Origin of the sequence: Janibacter sp. LM (assembly GCF_039631275.1) — a bacterium.
In the GTDB taxonomy this organism is placed as follows: Bacteria; Actinomycetota; Actinomycetes; order Actinomycetales; family Dermatophilaceae; genus Janibacter; species Janibacter terrae.
The window spans coordinates 102,842-126,058 of sequence record NZ_JBDIVG010000020.1; the positions used below are offsets into that span (position 1 = coordinate 102,842).

The 23,217-nt window shown below is 71.2% G+C and carries 21 protein-coding genes; 10 read left to right on the forward strand and 11 right to left on the reverse strand.

All coding sequences use genetic code 11. The features are described from left to right. Nucleotides 1-34: 34 nt before the first annotated feature. From ABC138_RS12040 to ABC138_RS12060, 5 genes are all read right to left on the reverse strand, one after another. Nucleotides 35-748 carry an ABC transporter ATP-binding protein gene (locus ABC138_RS12040; RefSeq protein WP_068323767.1) on the reverse strand — a complete coding sequence of 238 codons (714 nt, stop codon included), beginning with the start codon at nt 746-748 and terminating at the stop codon, nt 35-37. Then, nucleotides 745-1,629, reverse strand: a complete 885-nt coding sequence (locus ABC138_RS12045) for an ABC transporter ATP-binding protein (RefSeq protein WP_068323770.1) — start codon at nt 1,627-1,629, stop codon at nt 745-747. Before ABC138_RS12045 ends, ABC138_RS12040 begins: the two co-directional genes overlap by 4 nt. After that, on the reverse strand, nt 1,626-3,293 hold the full coding sequence (locus tag ABC138_RS12050) for a branched-chain amino acid ABC transporter permease (protein WP_068323772.1): 1,668 nt from the start codon (nt 3,291-3,293) through the stop codon (nt 1,626-1,628). The genes ABC138_RS12045 and ABC138_RS12050 overlap by 4 nt, the downstream gene beginning before the upstream one ends. Then, on the reverse strand, nt 3,290-4,249 hold the full coding sequence (locus ABC138_RS12055) for a branched-chain amino acid ABC transporter permease (RefSeq protein WP_068421295.1): 960 nt from the start codon (nt 4,247-4,249) through the stop codon (nt 3,290-3,292). The genes ABC138_RS12050 and ABC138_RS12055 overlap by 4 nt, the downstream gene beginning before the upstream one ends. 150 nt (nt 4,250-4,399) lie before the next feature. Then, nucleotides 4,400-5,632, reverse strand: coding sequence for a branched-chain amino acid ABC transporter substrate-binding protein (locus ABC138_RS12060; RefSeq protein ID WP_345913811.1), 1,233 nt, complete (start codon nt 5,630-5,632; stop codon nt 4,400-4,402). A 217-nt stretch (nt 5,633-5,849) separates the two neighbouring features. On the opposite strand from ABC138_RS12060, the gene ABC138_RS12065 reads away from it, so the two are divergent. From ABC138_RS12065 to ABC138_RS12110, 10 genes are all read left to right on the forward strand, one after another. Further along, complete coding sequence (locus ABC138_RS12065) at nt 5,850-6,245, forward strand: Rieske (2Fe-2S) protein (RefSeq protein WP_345913812.1); 396 nt, start codon at nt 5,850-5,852, stop codon at nt 6,243-6,245. Nucleotides 6,246-6,254: 9 nt separating this feature from the next. Continuing rightward, nucleotides 6,255-8,201, forward strand: a complete 1,947-nt coding sequence (gene uvrC, locus ABC138_RS12070) for an excinuclease ABC subunit UvrC (RefSeq protein ID WP_345913813.1) — start codon at nt 6,255-6,257, stop codon at nt 8,199-8,201. Then, nucleotides 8,198-9,112: an RNase adapter RapZ gene (rapZ, locus tag ABC138_RS12075; protein WP_068323786.1), complete on the forward strand. Its 915-nt coding sequence runs from the start codon at nt 8,198-8,200 to the stop codon at nt 9,110-9,112. The genes uvrC and rapZ overlap by 4 nt, the downstream gene beginning before the upstream one ends. A gap of 1 nt (nt 9,113) precedes the next feature. Then, nucleotides 9,114-10,064, forward strand: coding sequence for a uridine diphosphate-N-acetylglucosamine-binding protein YvcK (gene yvcK, locus ABC138_RS12080; protein ID WP_068323789.1), 951 nt, complete (start codon nt 9,114-9,116; stop codon nt 10,062-10,064). Nucleotides 10,065-10,110: 46 nt separating this feature from the next. Next, complete coding sequence (whiA, locus tag ABC138_RS12085; RefSeq protein WP_345913815.1) at nt 10,111-11,091, forward strand: DNA-binding protein WhiA; 981 nt, start codon at nt 10,111-10,113, stop codon at nt 11,089-11,091. A 97-nt stretch (nt 11,092-11,188) separates the two neighbouring features. Further along, nucleotides 11,189-12,196: a type I glyceraldehyde-3-phosphate dehydrogenase gene (gap, locus tag ABC138_RS12090; protein ID WP_068323795.1), complete on the forward strand. Its 1,008-nt coding sequence runs from the start codon at nt 11,189-11,191 to the stop codon at nt 12,194-12,196. A gap of 32 nt (nt 12,197-12,228) precedes the next feature. Beyond that, a complete protein-coding gene (locus ABC138_RS12095; protein WP_068323803.1) occupies nt 12,229-13,437 on the forward strand; it encodes a phosphoglycerate kinase in 1,209 nt (402 codons plus the stop codon). A gap of 1 nt (nt 13,438) precedes the next feature. Next, a complete protein-coding gene (tpiA, locus tag ABC138_RS12100) occupies nt 13,439-14,233 on the forward strand; it encodes a triose-phosphate isomerase (RefSeq protein ID WP_338538058.1) in 795 nt (264 codons plus the stop codon). A gap of 115 nt (nt 14,234-14,348) precedes the next feature. Beyond that, nucleotides 14,349-14,594, forward strand: a complete 246-nt coding sequence (secG, locus tag ABC138_RS12105) for a preprotein translocase subunit SecG (RefSeq protein WP_338538059.1) — start codon at nt 14,349-14,351, stop codon at nt 14,592-14,594. Nucleotides 14,595-14,625: 31 nt separating this feature from the next. After that, nucleotides 14,626-14,976: an RNA polymerase-binding protein RbpA gene (locus ABC138_RS12110; RefSeq protein WP_082807470.1), complete on the forward strand. Its 351-nt coding sequence runs from the start codon at nt 14,626-14,628 to the stop codon at nt 14,974-14,976. Here the strand turns inward: ABC138_RS12110 and pgl are convergent. Genes pgl through tkt form a run of 6 tightly spaced genes read right to left on the reverse strand, consistent with a single transcriptional unit; the run spans nt 14,966 to nt 23,198 of the window. Then, entirely contained in the window at nt 14,966-15,694 is a 729-nt protein-coding gene (gene pgl / locus ABC138_RS12115) for a 6-phosphogluconolactonase (protein ID WP_345913816.1), read from the reverse strand. The two genes, ABC138_RS12110 and pgl, sit on opposite strands and share 11 nt — an antisense overlap. After that, the gene (locus tag ABC138_RS12120) at nt 15,691-16,815 is read right to left on the reverse strand and encodes a glucose-6-phosphate dehydrogenase assembly protein OpcA (RefSeq protein ID WP_068323813.1); all 1,125 of its coding nucleotides are present in this window, start codon (nt 16,813-16,815) and stop codon (nt 15,691-15,693) included. Before ABC138_RS12120 ends, pgl begins: the two co-directional genes overlap by 4 nt. Next, nucleotides 16,812-18,356, reverse strand: a complete 1,545-nt coding sequence (gene zwf / locus ABC138_RS12125; RefSeq protein ID WP_068323816.1) for a glucose-6-phosphate dehydrogenase — start codon at nt 18,354-18,356, stop codon at nt 16,812-16,814. The genes ABC138_RS12120 and zwf overlap by 4 nt, the downstream gene beginning before the upstream one ends. Next, nucleotides 18,353-19,972 carry a glucose-6-phosphate isomerase gene (locus ABC138_RS12130; protein ID WP_345913817.1) on the reverse strand — a complete coding sequence of 540 codons (1,620 nt, stop codon included), beginning with the start codon at nt 19,970-19,972 and terminating at the stop codon, nt 18,353-18,355. Before ABC138_RS12130 ends, zwf begins: the two co-directional genes overlap by 4 nt. Continuing rightward, nucleotides 19,969-21,111 (reverse strand): transaldolase, encoded by a 1,143-nt coding sequence (gene tal, locus ABC138_RS12135; protein WP_338538064.1) that lies wholly within the window; start codon nt 21,109-21,111, stop codon nt 19,969-19,971. Before tal ends, ABC138_RS12130 begins: the two co-directional genes overlap by 4 nt. Next, on the reverse strand, nt 21,108-23,198 hold the full coding sequence (gene tkt, locus ABC138_RS12140; protein ID WP_345913838.1) for a transketolase: 2,091 nt from the start codon (nt 23,196-23,198) through the stop codon (nt 21,108-21,110). The genes tal and tkt overlap by 4 nt, the downstream gene beginning before the upstream one ends. Nucleotides 23,199-23,217: the final 19 nt, after the last annotated feature.

Below are 23,217 nucleotides of genomic sequence, written 5' to 3' on the forward strand. Positions count from 1 at the left end.
CGCCCCATCCCTCGCCGTCCGGACGTGCCGGGGGTCAGTCCTCGCCGAGGTAGGCCTTGCGGACCTCGTCGCTCGTCAGCAGCTCCGCACCGGTGCCCTGGGTGACGATCTTGCCGACCTCGAGGACATAGCCCTGGTTGGCCAGCTTGAGCGCCGCCCGCGCGTTCTGCTCGACGAGGAGGATCGTCGTGCCCTGCGCCTGGAGCGTCTTCACGGTCGACATGATCCGCTTCATCATGATCGGCGAGAGCCCCATCGAGGGCTCGTCGAGCATGAGCAGCTTCGGCCGGGAGAGCATCGCGCGCCCCATGGCGAGCATCTGCTGCTCCCCGCCGGAGAAGGTGCCGGCGGGTTGCGAGCGGCGCTCCCCGAGGATCGGGAAGAGCTCGAAGGCGGCCTGGATGTCCTTGTCGACGCCCCTGTCGCGGCGGGCGAAGGCGCCCAGGCGCAGGTTCTCCTCGACGGTCATCTTCGGGAAGATCCGCCGCCCCTCGGGCGAGTGGGCCAGCCCCAGCGTGACGATCTGGTGCGCGGGCAGCTGGTCGATGCGCTGGCCCTTGAAGCGCACCTCGCCGCTGCTCGGCCGCAGCAGGCCGGAGATGGTGCGGAGGGTGGTCGTCTTGCCCGCACCGTTGGTACCGATGAGGGTGACGACCTCCCCCTCGTCGACGGTGAAGGAGATCCCCTTCACGGCGACGATCTTGCCGTAGGAGACCTCTAGGTCATCGACCTCGAGCATCGCGCTCATCGGCCCTCCTCCTCGTCCGTGGTCGCGCTGAAGGTCGTGTCGACGTCGAGTGCGGCCACCTCCTCGTCCTCGTCGTCCGCGACGCCGATGTAGGCCTCGATGACGCGGGGATCGGACTGGACCTCCCCGGGCGTGCCCTCGACGAGCACCTGGCCCCGCACGAGGCAGAGCACCCGGTCGCAGAGGTTGAAGATGAACCGCATGTCGTGCTCGATGACGACGACGGCCAGGCCCGAGTCGCGGATCTTGAAGATCAGCTCCATGGCCTGCTCGGTCTCCTTGGGGTTCATGCCGGCCGTCGGCTCGTCGAGCAGCAGGACCTTGGGATCGGTTGCCAGGGCACGCGCGATCTCGAGGCGACGCTGGTCGCCGTAGGGCATGTTGCGCGCGAGCAGGTGCGCGCTGCGCCCGAGGCCGACGTAGTCGAGCAGCTCCTGGGCACGGTCGGTCGTCTCGCGCTCCTCGCGACGGAACTTCGGGCCCCGGATGATCGAGGTGAAGGCTCCCGAGGAGGTCCGGCAGAAGCGACCCACCATGACGTTCTCCAGCGCGGTCATGTTGCCGAAGAGCCGGATGTTCTGGAAGGTGCGTGCCATGCCTGCGCGGACGACGGCGCGCGGCTTCGGAGGGATCTGCGTGCCGAAGAGCGCCACCTCGCCCTCGGTCGGCTTGTACATGCCGGTGAGGCAGTTGAAGAAGGTCGTCTTCCCGGCGCCGTTGGGGCCGATGAGCCCGACGATCTCACCCTCGCGAACGTCCATCGAGACGTCGTCGACGGCGACGAGACCACCGAAGCGCATCGTGACGTTGCGGGCGTCGAGGATGACCCCCGGCGCTGCCTGCGACTCCGCGGTCGGGGGAGTGGTGGTTGCGGTGCTCACTTGGCTGCCTCCAGCTCGTTGATGACCACTGTCTCGGCCAGGTCCTCGTCGTCCTCGTGGAACTCCAGCTGGCGACGCTTGCTGGCGACGAGGCCCTCGGGACGCACGCGCATCATGACGACGAGCACGAGTCCGAACATCAGGAGGCGGTAGTCCTCGAGGAAGCGCAGCTTCTCCGGGAGGAACTTCAGGATCGCGGCGCCGATGAGCACACCGCCGACCGTGCCCATGCCGCCGAGGACGACGGCAGCGAGCAGGAAGGCGGACTCGAGGAAGATGTAGCTGTCCGGGGAGACCGCCTGGTCCATGTGGGCCTTGACCGTGCCGGCCATGCCGGCCAGCGAGGCGCCCCCGGCGAAGGCGAGCAGCTTGAGCCCGAAGACGTTGACGCCCATGGCCTCGGCAGCGCGCTCGTCCTCACGGATCGCGACCCACCCGCGCCCGATGCGGGAGTTGTTCAGGTGGGTGAAGACGACGATCACGAAGACGATGAGCGCGATGAGCACGAAGTAGTAGTTGCCCGCACGCGGGATCTCGATACCGAGGATGGTGTGCGTGTCGCCGAAGTTGAACCCGAAGAAGTCCAGGTCCGGGATGGCGTTGATGCCGTTGGACCCCCGCGTGATGAGCGGGCCGGAGGTGCCGTCGAGGTTGAACATCGCCAGACGGAAGATCTCACCGAAGGCGAGCGTGACGATGGCGAGGTAGTCGCCGGAGACGCGCAGGGTCGGCGAGCCGATGATCAGACCCAGGATGCTCGAGACGAGACCGCCGATGAGCATCACGACGAGGAAGGGGGGCTTCCACCCGATCGTCGCGAAGGCGGAGTACGACATCGTGGCCCCGACGTAGGCACCGGCGCCGAGGAAGGCGATGTAGCCGAGGTCGAGGAGGCCGGCGAGGCCGACGACGATGTTGAGGCCGAGCGCGGTCGCCGCGAAGATCAGCACATTGCCGGCGATCGTCAGGTTGCCCTCGGAGCCGCCCTGGGTGAAGGGGAAGGCGAGCGCCACCGCGAAGGTCGCGAGCGTGAAGACGCGCCGGTGGCGCAGGGTCACGCCACCGATCCACGCCGCCATGTTCGAGCGCGTGAAGGTGAGCGTCACGCCGATGAGCATGCCGACGAGCAGGACGAGCACCCACGGCTCCTGCTGCTTCAGGGCGTACTGCGCCGTGTAGAGCGCGATGCCGAGCAGGGCCGCGATGGTCAGGATCTCCACCCAGGCGGGCAACGCGAGCGCGGCCGGGTCGAGGACCTTGCGCTCGGGCGTCATGAAGCCGGCGACGGCGACGAGCAGCCCGCCGACGACGGCGACCCACACCCCTTCGTTGGCGTTGATCAGGCCACCGGACTCGAAGGAGATGGCTCCCAGCGAGACCACGGAGAAGATCGCGCCGGTGACGCCGATGGTGCGCAGCCCGCGGCCGGCGTCGATGTGCTCGGCCCACCGACGCAGGGGACCCAGCACGACGAGCGCCAGCACGAGCGAGACGAGGCCGATGACGATCGCGTAGACCTGCAGGGTGACCGGCCAGAAGCGCACGGAGATGTCACCGAAGAGGGGCTCGAAGCTCCACGACAGGAAACCGGAGACGATGAGCAGGACGGAGCCGGCGACCGCGAGCGGCGCTGCGAGACGGGGGTTCTGGGACGGCGACTTCATGCGCGGTCCACCACCTTTGCACCCATGATGCCTTGGGGTCGGAAGACGAGGACGAGGATGAGGATCGAGAAGGCCCAGATGTCCTTCCACGGCGATCCGCCGGGCAGGTACTGGATGGCCATCGACTCGAGGACACCCAGGACGAGGCCACCGACGACCGCGCCCTGGATGTTGCCGATGCCCCCGAGCACGGCAGCGGTGAAGGCCTTCAGGCCGTAGATGAAGCCCATCTTGAAGTTGATGTTGGTCGTCTGCAGGCCGTACGCGACTCCGGCGACGGCGGCGAGCGCGGCGCCGACGGCGAAGGCCGTGACGATCATCCGGTCGACGTTGATGCCCATGAGGCGCGCGGTGTCGGGGTCCTGCGAGACGGCCTGCATCGCGCGGCCCGTGCGCGTGCGGTTGATGTAGTACCAGAGCCCGACGGCGCTGATGACGAGGCAGGCGATCGTGAACAGCGCCGGCCGCTGCAGCGTGACGTTGCCGAGGGTGAAGGCCTCACCGGAGATGCCGTCGACCTGGGGGAAGACGACCTTCTGCTTCGCGGAGGGGAAGTCGAAGGGGTTGACCGAGGAGATGAAGAGCGTCGGGTCGTTGTACCCGACGCGGACGAGCTCCTGCAGGAAGACCGAGATGCCGATGGCCGTGATGAGCGGTGCCAGGCGGGGCGCGTTGCGCAGCGGCCGGTAGGCCACGCGCTCCATGAGCACCGCCACGAGGACCGAGGCCGCGACGGCGCCGAGGAGGATGAGCGGCAGGGTCCACAGGGCCGTCTGCCCGGGGAAGAGGACCAGCGAGGTCGAGAGCGCGCCGAAGGCGCCGATCATGAAGATCTCGCCGTGCGCGAAGTTGATGAGCTGGATGATGCCGTAGACGACGGTGTAGCCGACGGCGATCAGGGCGTACAGGGACCCGATGGTCAGACCGTTGACGATCTGCTGGGCGACTTGTTCCACGTGTCCTCCTGGGGCGTGGACGCAGGTCGTGCGTCCACCACGTGCGTCGAGGGGATGTGACGAAGGGGGATCTCCGCGGTGGGGTGAGGAGGCGAAGCCGCGTCCCCACCCCACCGGATGACCTGACCGGGGACGGTCAGATCAGGTCCATCACTTGAACTCCTCGGTGTTCACGTCCGTCCACTTGCCGCTCTTGACCTCGTACACGGTGAGGACGCGCGTGGTGTTGTCGCCGTACTCGTCGAAGGCCACCTTGCCGGTGACGCCGTCGAAGGAGACGTCCTTCATCGCGTCGATGGTGGCCTGGCGGGCCTCCTCCACGCTGGAGGCGTCCTTGAGCGAGACCTTCATCGCCTCGATGATCGACTGGCCCGCGTCGTAGGCGTAGGCGCCGTAGGCCTCGGCCGGGTCGCTGTAGCCGGCGGCCTCGTAGTCCTCCAGGAACTTCTTGCCGGCGTCCAGGCTCTCGGTCGGGGCGCCGACCGAGGTGGCGAGGTCGCCGTCGGAGCCCTTGCCGGCGAGCTTGATGAACTCCGGCGAGAAGATGCCGTCACCGCCCATGAGCGGGATGTCGAGACCGCCGGCCTTGAGCTGCTGGCTCAGGGGTGCGCCCTGGGGGTACTCCCCGCCGTAGTAGACGGCCTTGGGCTTCTTGGCCTTGAGGGAGGAGACGACGGCGTCGTACTTGTCCTCGTCGGGGTTGATCGTCTCGGAGGCGACGACCTTGCCGCCGAGCTTCTCGTACTCCTTGGTGAAGGCCTCGACGAGACCCTGGCCGTAGGTCTTCTTGTCGTGGACGGTCGCGATCTCCTTGATGCCGGCCTTCTCGTAGAGGTACCGGGCGGCGAAGGGCCCCTGGATGCTGTCGGTGGTGCAGACGCGGAAGTAGCTGGCGTAGACCCGCTCCGGGGAGTCCTCCGGCTTGGCCCCGCGGGTGAGCGTCGGGTTGGTGTTGGCGGGCGAGACCATCGTGATCTTCGCCTTGTCGAGGATCGGCTGCACCGGGCCGGCGACGGACGAGTTCAGCGTGCCGACGACGCCGATGACCTCGTTGTCCGAGGCCAGCTTGGAGGCAGCGTTCTTGCCGACCTCGGGCTTGCCCTCGTCGTCCTCGGGGACGACCTCGATCTGCCAGTCGCCGAGGTCGCCGGACTGGTTCGCCTGGTCGGCCGCGAGCTCGACCGAGTGCTGGATGCCGAGGCCCAGGGCGGAGAGGTCGCCGGACAACGGCGCGACGACACCGATCTTCACGACCTTCTTGTCACCGCCCGAGTCGCCGGAGCCGTCGGAGCCGCCGCTGTCGCCGCGGGTGCCGCAAGCCGACAGGGCCATGGTCGCGACGAGCATCGTCGCTCCCGTTGAGATGACGGAACGCCTGATCACGTGTCCTCCTGGTGCTGGGATGTGCGGCCGTGCGGCCTCGGCGCGCAACTCTGGTGCTGCGGGCTGTGCAGGGAATGTAGGCCTGCGGAGGCCGTGATGTGTCCCACATCGCAAGACCGTGACTCGCTCGTTACCAAGTGGTCATCACCGTGGTGACCCACGGACCCCGGTGGCAGGATCGGGGGCCGGACCGATCCCCCTTCGGAAGGGCTCTGAGATGAGCACGACGCGACGCGCCGCCATGTCCCTCGCCGCGACCGGTGGTGCCGGTCTGCTCGCCGCCTGCGGGGGTGACGGCTCCGCGGCCGGCGAGACCGGCGGAGGGGGCACGGGTCGCGTGAGCATCCCGGTCGCCGACGTGCCCGAAGGGGGAGGCGTCGTGCGTGACGACGTCGTCGTCACCCAGCCGAGCGCCGGCGAGTTCAGGGCCTTCGACGCCAGGTGCCCGCACCAGGGTTGCGCGGTGGCCGGCGTGACCGCCGAGGCCATCGAGTGCCCGTGCCACGGCAGCCGCTTCGACCCGGCGACCGGGGCGGTGACGCAGGGGCCCGCGACGACCGGCCTCACGGCGAGGACGGCGACCGTCGAGGGCGCTGACGTGACCGTCTCATAGGCTCGGGGGGTGGCAGATCCGGCGACCTACCGACCCGCCCCGGGGTCCATCCCGACCGATCCGGGCGTGTACCGCTTCCTCGACGAGCACGGGCGGGTCATCTACGTCGGCAAGGCCAAGTCCCTGCGCTCGCGGCTCTCCTCGTACTTCCAGGACATCTCCGCGCTGCACCCGCGCACCTCGCGGATGGTGCGCACCGGCGCCCGGGTCGAGTGGACCGTCGTCGCGACCGAGGTCGAGGCGCTCCAGCTCGAGTACGCGTGGATCAAGGAGTTCGACCCCCGCTTCAACGTCAAGTACCGCGACGACAAGTCCTACCCCTACCTCGCGGTGACCCTCGGCGAGGAGTTCCCCCGCGCGCAGGTGCTGCGCGGCGCCAAGCGCAAGGGCACGCGCTACTTCGGCCCGTACACCCATGCCTGGGCGATCCGCGAGACGCTCGACCTGCTCCTGCGGGTCTTCCCCGTGCGCACGTGCAGCAAGGGCGTCTTCAAGCGGGCCGAGCAGTCCGGCCGCCCCTGCCTCCTCGGGTACATCGACAAGTGCTCGGCGCCGTGCGTCGGCCGCGTCACCCCGGAGGAGCACCGTGCGCTCGCGCTGGAGCTGTGCGACTTCCTCGCCGGGGACACCGCCCGGTTCGTGCGGCGGCTCGAGCGGCGGATGAAGGAGGCGGCCGCCGAGCTCGACTTCGAGCAGGCCGCCCGCCTGCGTGACGACGTCGCGGCGCTCACCAAGGCCCTCGAGAAGTCCGCGGTCGTCCTGCCTGACGGCACCGACGCCGACGTCTTCGCCCTGGCCGACGACGAGCTCGAGGTCGCCATCCAGGTCTTCCACGTCCGTGGCGGCCGCATCCGGGGCCAGCGGGGCTGGGTCGCGGAGAAGGCGGCCGAGGACCTCCCGGAGGTCGTCGAGCACCTCCTCCAGCAGGTCTACGGCGGCGAAGGGGGAGAAGCCGTGCCCCGTGAGGTGCTCGTCCCCGTCGTGCCCCCGGACGCCGCGCAGGTGGCGGCCTGGCTGACCGAGCGTCGTGGCAGCTCCGTGGACCTGCGTGTCCCGCAGCGCGGCGACAAGCGCGCACTCATGGAGACCGTGGCCCGCAACGCCGAGCAGTCCCTCGCCCGGCACAAGGTGGCCCGGGCCGGTGACCTCACGGCGCGCAGCCAGGCCCTGCAGGAGCTGCAGGAGGCGCTCGGCCTCGACGACGCGCCCCTCCGCATCGAGGGCTACGACATCAGCCACGTGCAGGGCAGCGACGTCGTGGGCTCGATGGTCGTCTTCGAGGACGGGTTGGTGCGCAAGGGGGAGTACCGGCGCTTCATCGTCCGGGGTGACGTCGACGGACGCACCGATGACACCGCGGCCATGCACGAGGTCCTCTCGCGCCGCTTCGCCCGCCACCTCAAGGACCGCGAGCGCGAAGCGACCGATCCCGAGACCGGTGAGGTGCGCCGCTTCGCCTACCCGCCCAACCTCGTCGTCGTCGACGGCGGGGCCCCGCAGGTCGCGGCCGCCCAGCAGGTGCTCGACGAGCTCGGCGTCGACGACGTCGCCGTCGTCGGCCTGGCCAAGCGGCTCGAGGAGGTCTGGGTCCCCGGTGACGAGCATCCCGTGATCCTCGCCCGCACGAGCGAGGCCCTCTACCTCCTGCAACGCCTGCGCGACGAGGCGCACCGCTTCGCCAACACCTTCCACCGTGAGCGGCGCAGCAAGTCGATGACACGCAGCGCGCTCGACGGCATCCCCGGTCTCGGCGAGGCCCGCCGGGCCGCCCTGCTCGCCAGGTTCGGCTCCGTCAAGCGGATCCGGGCGGCGTCGGCGGAGGAGCTGGCGACCACATCCGGGATCGGACCTGCCCTCGCGGAGCGGATTGCGGCAGAGTTGGCCGGGACGACGACCACGCCGGCCGTGAACCTCACCACCGGTGAGGTGCTCGACGACGCAGGAGGAACCCAGTGAACGAGACCGACACCGCCGCGGCGGCCGAGAGCGACTGGGTCCCGGAGGTCGTCGTCGTCACCGGGATGAGCGGAGCCGGCCGCTCGACGGTCGGCAACGTCATGGAGGACCACGGCTGGTACGTCATCGACAACCTGCCGGTCAGCCTGCTCCCGGAGCTGCTGCGTCTCGGGGTGAGCCGGGGCGAGGACATCGCCGCGAGCGAGCCCCCGGTGCGCATCGGCATCGTCCTCGACGTGCGCGCCCAGGGTTTCGACACCCTGACCCAGGCCCTCACGATGCTGCGGGAGCGGGGGTGGACCACCCACCTCGTCTTCCTCGAGGCGACCAACGAGTCGCTCGTGCGGCGCTTCGAGAGCGTGCGCCGGCCGCACCCGCTGCAGGGCAAGGGCCGGCTGCTCGACGCGATCATCCGCGAGCGGGAGGTCCTCGCGGGCGTGCGGGCGAGTGCCGAGACGGTCATCGACACCTCGGGCCTGAACGTCCACCAGCTGAGCCGCAAGATCAGCCCGCTCTTCGTCGAGGACTCCTCGGAGCGGTTGCGCATGGCGGTGCTGTCCTTCGGGTTCAAGTACGGGGTCCCGCTCGACGCCGACTTCGTCCTCGACATGCGCTTCCTGCCCAACCCGCACTGGGTGCCCGAGCTGCGCCAGCACACCGGGCGGGAGGCCCAGGTCGCCGAGTTCGTGCTCAGCCAGCCCGGTGCGCGCGAGTTCATCGACGGCGTCGACACCATGCTGCGTCCGGTCATCGCGGGGTACCTGCGCGAGAACCGGCGCTACGTCACCCTCGCCGTGGGCTGCACGGGGGGTAAGCACCGGTCGGTGGCCCTCGCCGAGGCGCTGGCCTCGCGGCTCTCGTCGAACGACGTCGCCACCTTCGTCGTCCACCGTGACCTCGGGCAGGAGTGACGTGGTCGACGCCCTCCGCTCGGCCAAGGTGGTCGCCCTCGGCGGTGGCCACGGGCTCGCCGCCAGCCTGTCCGCCCTTCGCCTCGTGTGCGAGCAGGTGACGGCCATCGTCACGGTTGCCGACAACGGCGGCTCGTCGGGTCGCCTGCGTACGGACTTCGACGTGCTGCCGCCGGGCGACCTGCGGATGGCGCTCACCGCGCTGTGCGACGACAGCGAGTGGGGCCAGACGTGGAGCGACGTGCTCCAGCACCGGTTCACCGGTGAGGGGGATCTCGCCGGGCACGCCCTGGGCAACCTGCTCATCGTGGCGCTCTGGCAGCTGCACGAGGACCCGGTGACCGGGCTCGACCTCGTGGGGCGGCTGCTGTCCTCGCGCGGACGCGTGCTGCCGATGGCCGCCGTGCCGCTCGATCTCGTCGCCCGCGTCAGCGGTCTGGACCCGGCGGCGCCGACGGCCACGAAGGAGGTGCGCGGACAGGTCGAGATCGCGCGCACCCGCGGTCTCGTCGAGTCGATCTCCCTCGTGCCGGACAACCCACCGGCCCGCCCCGAGTCGGTGGAGGCCGTCGACGCGGCCGACCACATCGTCCTCGGGCCGGGTTCCTGGTACACCTCCGTGCTGACCCACCTGCTCGTGCCGGACCTGCGGGACGCGCTGACCCGCACGACCGCGACCAAGATCCTGACGCTCAACCTCGAGATGCACACCGCCGAGACGCGGGGGTTCTCCGCGACGCAGCACATCCGCACGCTCCACGCGATGGCGCCGGACCTGCGCTTCGACGTCGTGCTCGCCGACCCCTGGACGATCGAGGACCGCAGTCGCCTCGAGTGGGCCTGCGGCATGCTGGGCGCGGAACTGGTCGCCATGCCGCTCGCCCAGCAGGATCGTCCGGGGCAGCACGATGCGCTGCGTCTCGCGGCCGCCTATCGTGACATCCTCTCGTGAGCGCGCGCGCGACCCGCACGGCCGACAACCGGGAAGGAACCCACACATGGCGATGACCGACAAGGTCAAGGACGAGCTGAGCCGTTTCGAGGTGACCAAGACCTGCTGCCGCAAGGCAGAGGTGGCCAGCCTGCTCCGATTCGCCGGGGGGCTGCACATCGTCAGCCGCCAGATCGTCGTCGAGGCCGAGGTCGACACCGCCCAGACGGCGCGACGTCTGCGCAAGAACATCGCCGAGCTCTACGGCTACCCCTCCGAGCTGACCGTGATCGCCGCCGGCGGGCTGCGCAAGGGCAGCCGCTACGTCGTCAAGGTCGGGGCTGAAGGCCCGGCCCTCGCGCGCCAGACCGGGCTCGTGGACGCCGACGGCCGTCCCGTCCGCGGTCTGCCGCCCCGGGTCGTCGGCGGGTCGGTCTGCGACGCCGAGTCGGCGTGGCGCGGTGCCTTCCTCGCCCACGGCTCCCTCACCGAGCCGGGCCGCAGCTCCTCGATGGAGATCACCTGCCCGGGGCCGGAGGCGGCCCTGGCCCTCGTCGGTGCCGCCCGACGCCTCGGCATCCAGTCCAAGGCCCGCGAGGTCCGCGGGGTCGACCGCGTCGTCATCCGCGACGGCGACGCCATCTCGGCCATGCTGACCCGTCTGGGTGCCCACGACGCGATGATGGCGTGGGAGGAGCGCCGCATGCGCCGCGAGGTGCGGGCCACCGCCAACCGACTGGCCAACTTCGACGACGCCAACCTGCGTCGTTCGGCCCGCGCCGCGGTCGCCGCCGGGGCCAGGGTGCAGCGTGCCCTGGAGATCCTCGGGGACGACATCCCGGACCACCTGCGCGAGGCCGGCCAGCTGCGCCTCGAGCACAAGGAGGCCTCGCTCGAGGAGCTGGGCCAGCGGGCCGAGCCCCCGATGACCAAGGACGCCGTGGCCGGACGCATCCGGCGTCTCCTCGCGATGGCCGACAAGCGGGCCGACGACGAGGGCATCCCCGGCACCGAGGCGACGCTCACCTCGGACATGCTCGACGGGTGACCCGGCTCGACGCCGGGGGTGACGCAGGCCATAGGGTGTGAGGGACCAGGAGCCGCGTCCGCGGCGCTCGTGGAATCTCTCTCTGGAGGCACCCACTGTGACTGTTCGAGTTGGCATCAACGGCTTCGGCCGCATCGGCCGCAACTTCTTCCGCGCCGTCAGGGCCTCAGGGGCCGACGTCGAGGTCGTCGCGTTCAACGACCTGGGGGACGACGCCACCCAGGCCCACCTGCTGCGCTACGACTCCATCCTCGGACGCTTCGACGGTGACGTGCAGGTCGTCGAGGGCGGTATCGAGGTCGACGGCCGCCTGATCACCTCGCTCGCCGAGCGCGACCCGGCCAAGCTGCCCTGGGGCGACCTCGGGGTCGACGTCGTCATCGAGTCCACGGGATTCTTCACCGACGCGACCGCGGCCCGGGCCCACGTCGACGCCGGTGCGAAGAAGGTGATCATCTCGGCTCCCGCGAAGAACGAGGACATCACCGTCGTCATGGGCGTCAACGACGACCTGTACGACGGGGCGAAGCACACGATCATCTCCAACGCCTCCTGCACGACCAACTGCCTCGCGCCCATGGCCAAGGTGCTGCACGACTCGCTCGGTATCACCAAGGGCCTGATGACGACGATCCACGCCTACACGGCCGACCAGAACCTCCAGGACGGCCCGCACAAGGACCTGCGTCGGGCCCGTGCCGCGGGGCTCAACATCGTGCCGACGTCCACCGGCGCGGCCAAGGCGGTCGCGCTCGTGCTGCCCGAGCTGAAGGGCAGGCTCGACGGGTACGCCCTTCGCGTCCCCGTCCCGACCGGCTCCGCCACCGACCTGACCTTCGAGGCGGGCCGCGAGACCACTGTCGAGGAGGTCAACGCGATCATGCGCGCGGCGGCCACCGAGGGCCCGCTCGTCGGCAAGCTCGTCTACACGGAGGACCCGATCGTCTCCAAGGACATCGAGACGGACCCGGCGAGCTGTATCTTCGACTCCGGCCTGACCAAGGTCATCGGCAACCAGGTCAAGGTCGTCGGCTGGTACGACAACGAGTGGGGCTACTCCAACCGCCTCGTCGACCTCGTGGTCCACGTCGGCGCCTCCCTCTGACCGCACTGACGGACCCCCACCGAAAGGCACCTGTGAAGACCCTCGCCGACCTCGGGGACCTGCGCGGCAAGCGCGTCCTCGTCCGCTCCGACCTCAACGTCCCGATCGACGGGACGTCGATCACCGACGACGGCCGGATCCGGGCCTCGCTCCCCACGATCACCCGGCTCGTCGAGGCCGGCGCCCGGGTCGTCGTCACCGCCCACCTGGGCCGGCCCAAGGGTGCCCCGGACGCGCAGTACTCGTTGGCCCCCGTGGCCACCCGCCTGGGCGAGCTGCTCGGTGCGGACGTCGCCTTCGCCACGGACACGGTGGGGGAGTCGGCGCGGTCGGTCGTCGCCGGCCTGGAGGACGGGCAGGTCGCCCTCCTGGAGAACCTGCGCTTCAACCCGGGCGAGACGAGCAAGGACGCGGCCGAGCGGGGCGCCTTCGCCGACCGCCTCGCCGAGCTGGCCGACGCGTACGTCTCCGACGGCTTCGGCGTGGTGCACCGCGCGCAGGCCTCGGTGTACGACATCGCGACCCGTCTGCCGGCGGCCATGGGGGGCCTCGTCCAGACCGAGGTCGACGTCCTGCGACGGCTCACGAGCGAGCCCGAGCGGCCCTATGCCGTCGTGCTGGGTGGTGCCAAGGTGAGCGACAAGCTCGGCGTCATCGACAACCTCCTGGGCACCGCCGACCGCCTCCTCATCGGGGGCGGCATGGTCTTCACCTTCCTCAAGGCGCAGGGCCACGAGGTCGGCACGAGCCTGCTCGAGGAGGACCAGCTCGGCACGGTCAGGGAGTACCTCGAGCGCGCCGAGCGCGACGGGGTCGAGATCGTCCTGCCCACCGACGTGGTCGCGGCCACCGCGTTCTCCGCGGACGCCGACCACGAGGTCGTCGCCGCCGACGCGATCCCGGCCGACCGGATGGGTCTGGACATCGGCCCCGACTCCGCCGAGGTCTTCGCGGACCGGTTGGCCGACTGCCGGACGGTCTTCTGGAACGGCCCGATGGGCGCCTTCGAGATGGCCCCGTACGCGGCCGGCACCCGGGCGGTCGCGGCCGCGCTCGTCGAGGCGACGAAGGGGGGCGCTCTCACCGTCGTCGGTGGCGGCGATTCCGCGGCCGCCGTGCGCCAGCTCGGCTTCGCCGACAGCGACTTCGGTCACATCAGCACCGGTGGCGGTGCCAGCCTCGAGTACCTCGAGGGCAAGGAGCTGCCCGGTCTCGCGGTCTTCGACGGGCAGGGGGCCTGACATGGCCGGCGCGCGCACCCCGCTCATGGCGGGCAACTGGAAGATGAACCTCGACCACCTGCAGGGCACCCACCTCGTGCAGAAGCTCGACTGGACCCTGCGCGACGCCAAGCACGACGTCTCGCAGGTCGAGGTCGTCGTCCTGCCCCCCTTCACGGACCTGCGCTCGGTCCAGACGCTCGTCGAGGGCGACCGTCTCGCCCTGCGCTACGGCGCCCAGGACCTCAGCCCGCACGACTCCGGCGCCTTCACCGGCGACATCTCCGGTGCCTTCCTCGCCAGGCTCGGGTGCAGCTACGTCGTCGTGGGCCACAGCGAGCGGCGCGACGGGCACGACGAGGACGACGCCGTCGTCGCGAGCAAGGCCGCCGCGGCCTTCCGCCACGGTCTCGTCCCGATCGTCTGCGTCGGCGAGGGGCTCGAGGTGCGGCAGGCCGGCGAGCACGTCGCCCACGTCCTCGCCCAGGTCGAGGGCAGCCTCGCCGGGATCACGCCGGAGCAGGCCGCGAGCGTCGTCGTCGCCTACGAGCCGGTCTGGGCCATCGGCACCGGCGAGGTCGCGACGCCCGAGGACGCCCAGGAGGTCTGCGAGGCCATCCGCGGCAAGCTCGGCGAGCTCTACTCGCCGGAGGTCGCCGACGGCGTCCGCGTCCTCTACGGCGGCTCGGTCAAGTCCGGCAACATCGCCTCGATCATGGCCGGCGGCGACGTCGACGGGGCGCTCGTCGGCGGCGCCTCCCTCCAGCCCGAGGAGTTCGCGGCCATCTGCCGCTACCAGCAGCACCTCACGGCCTGAGCGTGTCGGCGGCGCCCGGAGCGCGGGTGGACCGGGCAACCGGGGTATCCTGACGCGGGCGCTGCCGCCACGGCGGCTCCCCACCGACTGACCCGACCGACAAGGACCTGATCGCGTGAACGCCGTCCGCATCGGACTGCAGGTGATCCTCGTGATCACCGGCCTGATCCTCACCCTGCTCATCCTCATGCACAAGGGGAAGGGCGGCGGCATGTCCGACATGTTCGGTGGCGGCATGTCCGCCTCCCTGGGCAGCTCATCGGTCGCCGAGCGCAACCTCTCGAGGTTCACGGTCATCATCGGGCTCATCTGGTTCACGGCCGTCGTCGGGATCGGACTCATCGACCGCTTCGACGCCTGACCGCGTCCCGCACACCCCTAGGAGCTTCGACATGGCAGGTGGAAACGCTATCCGTGGCAGCCGCATCGGCGCCGGACCCATGGGAGAGGCCGAGCGGGGTGACGCGGCACCGCGCGCGTTCGTCACGTACTGGTGCTCCAGGGGGCACGAGGTGACCCCGTCCTTCTCCCTCGACGAGAGCGTCGAGATCCCGGAGCAGTGGGAGTGCACGCGCTGCGGGCTGCCTGCCGGCCGGGACAAGGACAACCCGCCCGCCCCGCCCACGGCCGAGGTCTACAAGACCCACCTGGCCTACGTGAAGGAGCGCCGCTCCGACAGCGAGGGCGAGGCGATCCTCGAGGAGCGCCTCGGCGAGCTGCGCGACCGCGGCCTCATCCGCTGACTGCGGCCTCGTCCACCAACCACAGGGTCCGCTCCAGGCCGCGCAGCCGGGCGGCGGTGCTCTCCTGCGCCGGGGCGCCGCCGACCCCCTTCGCCACCGCCTCGGCCTTGTCCGCACCGGCGACGACGAACCACACCTCACGTGAGTTGCCGAGGCACTCGAGCGTGATCGACACCCGCGTCGGCGGCGGCTTGGGGGAGTCGTGGACCGCGACGACGAGCGTGTCGGAGAGCAGCTGGGCCGGGTGGCCGGGGAAGAGCGAGGCCACGTGCCCGTCCGGACCGACGCCGAGCAGGACGATGTCCCAGCTGCCGCTGCCGTCCTCGCGCAGCGTCCGCTCGTAGGCCGCGGCCGCTTCCTCCGGCGAGCCGGAGGCCTCGGGGCCGGCGAGGCGGTGGACGTGCTCCGCCCGCAGCCCCAGGCCGGTCAGCCCGGCGGCGTCGTTCTGGGTGTCGTTGCGCTCGGCGTCACCGGCGGGCAGGTAGCGCTCGTCGCCCCACCAGACGTGGACCGCGTCCCAGTCGATGGCGTGGCGGGCCGGGTGCTCGGCGAGCGCGGCGACGACCGCCGACCCCATGGACCCGCCGGTGAGGGCGATGTCCGCCCGCCCGCGTGCCGTGATGGCGTCCTGCAGGGCCACGAGCAGACGGCTCGCGGTCATCGCGGCGAGGTCCTGCGCGCCCGGGTGGACGAGGACGAAGGGGGCCGCCCCGGTCACGCCTCGTCCTCGGTGCGCAACCGGTCGCGTACAGCGGTCCGCACGGCCTCGGTCGAGCTGCTGGCGTCCTCGGGGGCGGCCTCGACCATCGCGTTGCGGATGATCTTGCTCGACTCCTTGGTGAGTCGCTCGACCTCCTGACGGGCCTCGCTCGGCGAGGGGACCTCGCCGGCCCGGACCGCGTCGGTCATGGTGGTGCGCCGCCGGGTGATCTTCGGCAGCCCCGAGATGAGCGCGTCCGCGTAGACGTCGTCGGGGTCGAGGCGGCTCAGCTCGTCGGCGAGGCACTCGGCATCGGAGCGCGGGGCCAGGGCGATCGCCCGCTGCGGCTGGTCGGGCTGGTCGAGCGTCGCGGTGTCCCCGAGCTGCGGCCGCACCAGGTCGGTCGGGCCGGAGGCGCGCTCGAGGCGCACGCTGACGATGCCCGAGCCCTCGCGGGAGCGGACCAGGCTGACCGGGCACCGCAGGCTGTGGCGCAGCCATGCCGCCAGCAGGTCGGCCGAGGGGGAGTCCGCGCCGCCGACGACGGTGGCCGCGGTGACCGACTCGAAGGGTGCTCGGTCCAGGGCCGTGGCCAGCAGCCCGCGCCAGAGGGTGATCCGGCTCCACGCCAGGTCGGTGTCGCCGGGGCGGTAGGCCTTGCCCAGCCGCCGCAGCATCGCACCGGGGTTGTCAGCGACGGCGCAGTCCGTGATCCGTCGCTGGGCCATCGCACCCACGGGGTCGCCACCGGGGTCCTTGGGCGCGTCGTGGGGCCACCACGCGACGACGGGGGAGTCGGGCAGGAGCAAGGGCGTCACGACGCTGCGGGCATGGCCGATGAGCTCCCCGTACAGCCGCAGGACGACGACCTCGGAGGCACCGGCATCGCCGCCGACGCGGATCTGCGCGTCGAGGCGCGCCTTGCCGCGGGCGTTGGCGAGGATGACGCAGACGATGCGGGCCGGGTGCTGGTGGCTCGCGGCGTTGGCGACCGCCAGAGCGTCCTCGGCCTCGTCCTCGCCGACGACGATGACGAGGGTGAGGACGCGGCTGAGGGCCATCGCCCCGACGTCCTCACGGATCTCGACGAGCCGGTGGCTGATCTGGGACGTGCTGGCGTTGGGCAGGTCGACGATCACGGCATCCTCCAGGTGCGTCCGTCACGCTGCATCATCTCGTCGGCGGCGGCCGGGCCCCAGGTGCCGGCCGCATACTGCTCGACGCCGCCCTCCTGCGAGCTCCAGAAGCGCTCGATCGGGTCGAGGATCCGCCACGAGAGCTCGACCTCCTCGTGCCGGGGGAAGAGCGGCGGGTCGCCGAGCAGGACGTCGAGGATGAGCCGCTCGTAGGCCTCGGGGCTGGACTCGGTGAAGGCCCGGCCGTAGCCGAAGTCCATCGTCACGTCGCGCACCTCCATCTGGTTGCCCGGGACCTTGGCGCCGAAGCGCATCGTCACCCCTTCGTCGGGCTGCACCCGGATCACGACGGCGTTCTGCCCGAGCTCCTCGGTCTCCGTGTCGGTGAAGGGCAGGTGCGGCGCGCGCTTGAAGACGACCGCGATCTCCGTGACCCGGCGCCCGAGCCGCTTGCCGGTGCGCAGGTAGAAGGGCACGCCCGCCCAGCGCCGCGTGTCGACGTCGAGGCGCATGGCGGCGTAGGTCTCGGTCGCGGAGCCGGCGGCGACCCCGTCCTCCTCGAGGTAGCCGATGACCTTCGTCCCGCCCTGCCACCCGGCGGCGTACTGGCCGCGGACCGTGCCGCCGGCGAGGTCCTCGGGGACGCGGACGGCCTCGAGGATCTTCTCCTTCTCGGTGCGCAGGGCCCCAGCCTTGAAGCTCGTCGGCTCCTCCATGGCGGTGAGCGCGAGGAGCTGCAGCAGGTGGTTCTGGATGACGTCGCGGGCGGCGCCGATCCCGTCGTAGTACCCGGCGCGGCCACCGATGCCGATGTCCTCGGCCATGGTGATCTGCACGTGGTCGACGTAGTGGCTGTTCCACACCGGCTCGAACATCTGGTTGGCGAAGCGCAGCGCCAGGAGGTTCTGGACCGTCTCCTTGCCGAGGTAGTGGTCGATCCGGAAGATCGAGTCCGGCGGGAAGACCGCCTCGACGATCCTGTTGAGCTCCTGCGCGCTCTCCAGGTCGTGCCCGAAGGGCTTCTCGATGACGACCCGACGCCACGAGTCCTCGGTCTGCGCCGCCAGCCCGGACCGCTGGAGCTGCTCGCAGACCGTGGAGAAGAAACCCGGAGGGATCGACAGGTAGAACGCGTGGTTGCCACCCGTGCCGCGCTGCTCGTCGAGCTCGCGCACGGTCTGGGCCAGCAGGTCGAAGGCCGCGTCGTCGTCGAAGGTGCCCGGCACGAAGCGGAAGCCCTCGGACAGGCTGCGCCAGACCTCCTCGCGGAAGGGGGTGCGCGCGTGCTCGCGCACCGCGTCGTAGACGACCTTGCCGAAGTCCTGGTCGGCCCAGTCACGTCGGGCGAAGCCCACGAGCGAGAAGCCCGGCGGCAGCAGCCCCCGGTTGGCGAGGTCGTAGATCGCCGGCATGAGCTTCTTGCGGGCGAGGTCCCCGGTGACCCCGAAGAGGACGAGGCTGCACGGACCGGCGATGCGCGGCAGCCGCTTGTCCCGAGGGTCCCGCAGGGGGTTGGAGTCGGCGGTGACGCGCGCGGGGCTCATGCCCGGCCGCCCATCAGGGCGGCACCGATCCGGGTCAGACGGTCCGACGCCGGGTCGTCGACGTGCAGCACGAGGACCGGCCGTCCGTGCTCGCCGAGCACCTGCGCATCGCCGCCCGCCTGCGCCGCGATGAACTCGCCGAGGGTGAAGTCGCGTCCAGGTACCGCCAGGTCCGCGCGCGGCTCGTCGGTGACCTGGATGTAGACACCGGTGGCGGGTCCACCCTTGTGGTACTGGCCGGTGGAGTGCAGGAACCGTGGTCCCCACCCGAAGGTCACCGGTCGCTGGACCCGCTCGGCCAGGGCATCGGTCACCCCGGCGAAGGGTGCCCTGCGGTCGCGGTCGAGATAGGCCATGACGGCCACGTAGCCGTGCTCGGGGTCGAGCTGCGCGAGGAGCGCGCTGACCGCGTCCTCGAGCGTCGCGGCGTCCCCGAGCCAGTCCCCGCCGTGGTGGCTGATCGTCACGTTGCCATCGACGGCGTCCGGGGTGGACGCGGTCGCACCGTCACCGGCCATCAGGTCGCGGGCGGCCTGCTTGGCACTCTCGACGTCGGGCTGGTCGAAGGGGTTGATCCCGAGCAGTCGCCCGGCGACCGCCGTGGCGGTCTCCCACAGGAGGAACTGTGCACCCAGCGAGCCGCCGACGTCGACGCTCGAGACGGCGCGGGGAGCGCTCTCGTCGCCGTCCTCGGGCACCAGTCGCACGACCGTCGCGTCGTCGGGCGCGGAGGACCGGCCGGGCGCGTCGAGGACGACGGGCAGCAGCCCCTTGCCCTCCTTGCCGGTGGACTCGGCGATGAGCTGCTCGGCCCAGTCACCGAGTCCCTTGGCGGCAGTGCCGTGGTCGACGAGGTAGAGCTTGTCGCGAAGGGGGGAGGTCCCGCCCATCGCGGCGCCGAGACGGAGCGCGGGGTTGGCCTCGTCGTCCTCGGCGAGCAGGTCGGCGACCGACTCGGCGTCGTCGAGGAGGGCCTCGACGTCGGCGCCGGCCAGGCCGGAGGGCACGAGGCCGAAGGCGGTGAGCGCCGAGTAGCGCCCGCCGACGGCGGGGTCGGCGGTGACGACGCGCTGGCCCTTGGCGCGCGCGTCCTCCTCGAGCGGGCTCCCGGGGTCGGTGACCACGATGATCCGGCGGGCGGCATCGATGCCGGCGTCGGCGAAGGCCTGCTCGAAGACCCGGCGCTGGCTGTCGGTCTCGACGGTGGAGCCGGACTTGCTCGAGACGACGACGACCGTCCGCTCGAGGTCGCTCACGGCGGCCCGCACGACGTCCGGGTGGCTGGAGTCGAGGACGACGAGCGGCACGCCGGCGGTGGCGCAGATGACCTCCGGGGCGAGCGAGCTGCCGCCCATGCCGCACAGGACGACGCGGTCGACACCCTGCTCGCGCAGGTCGTCGCGCAGGGCCGCGATCTCGCCCACCAGGTGGCGCGAGGTGCGACCGAGCCCGACCCAGGACAGCCGCTTGGCGGCCTCCTCCTCGGCGGTCGGGCCCCACAGGGTGGGGTCCTGCGCGAAGATCCGGCTCGCGACGCGGTCATCGACGAGGGTCGGGACGTGCGCGGCGACGGCCTCCGCCGCCGCGCCGGACGCGGCCACGGAGAGGCTGGTCACCTCGAGGCCACCTTGTCCAGCTCTGCGCGGACACCGTCGAGCAGCTCGCCCCACGCCTTCTCGAACTTGTCGACGCCCTCGGTCTCGAGCTGGTCGGTGACCGCGGTGTAGCTGATCCCGAGGCGGTCGAGCGCGTCGAGCACCTCGGCGGCCTCGGCGTACCGGTCGGTGACCTGGTCACCGGTGATCTCACCGTGGTCGATCGTCGCGTCGAGCGTCTTCTCCGGCATCGTGTTGACCGTGTTGGCCGCGACGAGCTCGGTGACGTAGAGCGTGTCGGGGTAGTCGGGGTTCTTGACGCCCGTGGAGGCCCACAGCGGACGCTGGGGGCGCCCCCCTTCGCCCTGCAGGCGCTGCCAGCGGGGCGTCGAGAAGACCTCCTCGTAGGCCTGGTACGCGAGGCGGGCGTTGGCGACGCCGGCCTTGCCGCGCAGGGCGAGCGCCTCGTCGCTGCCGATCGCCTCGAGCCGGGCGTCGACCTCGGTGTCGACGCGGGAGACGAAGAAGGAGGCGACCGAGTGGATCCTCGAGATGTCCTTGCCGGCGGCGAGCGCCTGCTCGATCCCCTCGACGAAGGCGTTCATCACCGCGCGGTAGCGCTCGAGGCTGAAGATCAGGGTGACGTTGACGCTGATGCCCGCGGCGAGCGTCTGCGTGATCGCCGGCAGGCCGGCCTCGGTCGCCGGGATCTTGATGTAGACCTGCGGGCGGTCGACGGCGTCGGACAGCTGACGGGCGACGACCGCGGTCTGCTCCGCGTCCTGCGCCAGCCGCGGGTCGACCTCGATGGAGACGCGACCGTCGACGCCGTCGGTCGCCTCGAAGATCGGGGCGAAGAGGTCGCACGCCTCGCGCACGTCGTCGGTGGTCAGTGCGAAGACGACCTCGTCGACGTCCTTGCCCTGCGCGGCGAGGTCCGAGAGCTGCTCGGTGTAGGCCTCGCCCTCGGCGAGGGCGGCCTGGAAGATCGAGGGGTTGGTCGTGACACCGACGATGCCCTTGGTGTCGATGAGCTCCTGGAGGTTGCCCGAGCGCAGCCGCTCCCGGCTGAGGTCGTCGAGCCAGACGGAGACACCGGCCGCGCGCAGCGCGGCGACGGGGGCGGGTGCGGCGGGGAGCTGCTCTGCCATGTCGATCATCCCTTCGCGTTCTTGATGGATGCCTTGGCGGCCTTGACGACGGCCGCCGGCGTGATGCCGAACTTCTCGTACAGGGTGGCCGCGTCGGCGGAGGCACCGAAGTGGTCGATGCCGACGCACTCACCGGCGTCGCCGACGACCTCGCGCCAGCCGAAGGTGGTCGCGGCCTCGACGGACACGCGGGCCCGGACGGCGGGCGGCAGGACCTTGTTCTTGTACGAGGTGGACTGGCGGTCGAACCACTCGCGGCACGGCATGGAGACGACGCGGGTGCCGGTCCCGGCCTTCTCGAGCGTCGCGCGTGCAGCCAGCGCGACGGCGACCTCGGTGCCGGTGGCGACGAGGACGACGTCGGGCGTGTCCGTGCTCGACTCGGCGAGGACGTAGGCGCCCTTGGCCGCTCCCTTCGCCGCCGCGTACTCGCCGCGGTCGACGATCGGGGTGCCCTGGCGGGAGAGGGCGAGGGCCGCGGTGGTGCGGTTCCTCAGGACCTCACCCCAGCAGACGCTCACCTCGTTGGCGTCGCCCGGGCGCACGACGTCCAGACCCGGGATCGCGCGCAGCGCGGCGAGGTGCTCGATCGGCTGGTGCGTCGGGCCGTCCTCGCCCAGGCCGATGGAGTCGTGGGTCCACACGTACGTGACCGGCAGCTGCTGCAGCGCGGCGAGCCGGACGGCGGGGCGCATGTAGTCGGAGAAGACGAGGAAGGTGCCGCCGTAGACCCGGGTGAGGCCCTCGAGGGCGATGCCGTTCATCGCCATGCCCATGCCGTGCTCGCGGATGCCGAAGTGGAGGGTGCGGCCGTACTGGTCGCCCTTCCACGTGTCGGTCTGCTTGCTCCTGGGCACGAAGGAGGGCTCGCCGTCCATCGTCGTGTTGTTGGAGCCCGCGAGGTCGGCGGAGCCGCCCCACAGCTCCGGCATGACGTCGGCGAGGGCGGTGAGGACCTTGCCGGACGCGGCACGGGTCGCCATCCCCTTGTCGGAGGCGTCGAAGGTCGGCAGCGCCTGGTCCAGCCCGGCCGGCAGCTCCCCGGCCTGCAGGCGCTCGAGCAGGGCAGCGCGCTCCGGGTTGGCCTTGCGCCACGTGGCGAAGCCCTTGTCCCAGTCCTTGCGGGCGGCCTTGCCGCGCTTCTTGACCTCGCGGGCGTGGGCGAGCACGTCCTTCTCGACGGCGAAGGACTTCTTCGGGTCGAAACCGAGCAGCTCCTTGGTCGCCGCGACCTCGTCCTCGCCGAGGGCCGAGCCGTGCGAGGCCCCGGTGTCCTGCTTGGTCGGGGCGGGCCAGGCGATGATCGTGTGCAGGACGATCAGCGTGGGGGCCTTGGTGTTCTCCTTCGCCTGCGTGCAGGCGGCGAGCAGCGCGTCGATGTCCTCGACGTACGCGTTGCCGTCACCGCTGCGGCGCCAGTCGACGTCGATGACCTCCCAGCCGTAGGCGCGGTAGCGCGCGCCCACGTCCTCGCTGAAGGCGATGTCGGTGTCGTCCTCGATCGAGATCTGGTTGGCGTCGTAGATGACGTTGAGGGTGCCGAGCTCCTGGTGGCCGGCGAGCGAGCCGGCCTCCGCGGAGACGCCCTCCTGCATGTCGCCGTCGGAGGCGAGGCACCAGATCGTGTGGTCGAAGGGGGAGGTCCCCGGCGCGGCGTCCGGGTCGAGCAGGCCGCGCTGGCGGCGCTGCGCCATCGCCATGCCGGTCGCGGAGGCGAGGCCGGAGCCGAGGGGGCCGGTCGTGATCTCGACACCGGGGGTGTGGTGCACCTCGGGGTGGCCGGGCGTCAGCGAGTCCCACGTGCGCAGGGACTTCAGGTCGCTGAGCTCGAGGCCGTAACCGGAGAGGAAGAGCTGGACGTACTGGGTGAGCGAGGAGTGCCCGACGGAGAGGACGAAGCGGTCGCGTCCGAGCCACGTCGGGTCGGACGGGTCGTGCGTCATGACCTGCTGGTAGAGCAGGTAGGCCACGGGGGAGAGGCTCATCGCGGTGCCCGGGTGGCCGCTGCCGCACTCCTGCACGGCGTCGGCGGCGAGGAGGCGTCCGGTGTCGACGGCGCGGACGTCGAGGTCGCTCCAGCCGGCCTTCTTCGCCAGGGGACGGGGGAGTGCCTCG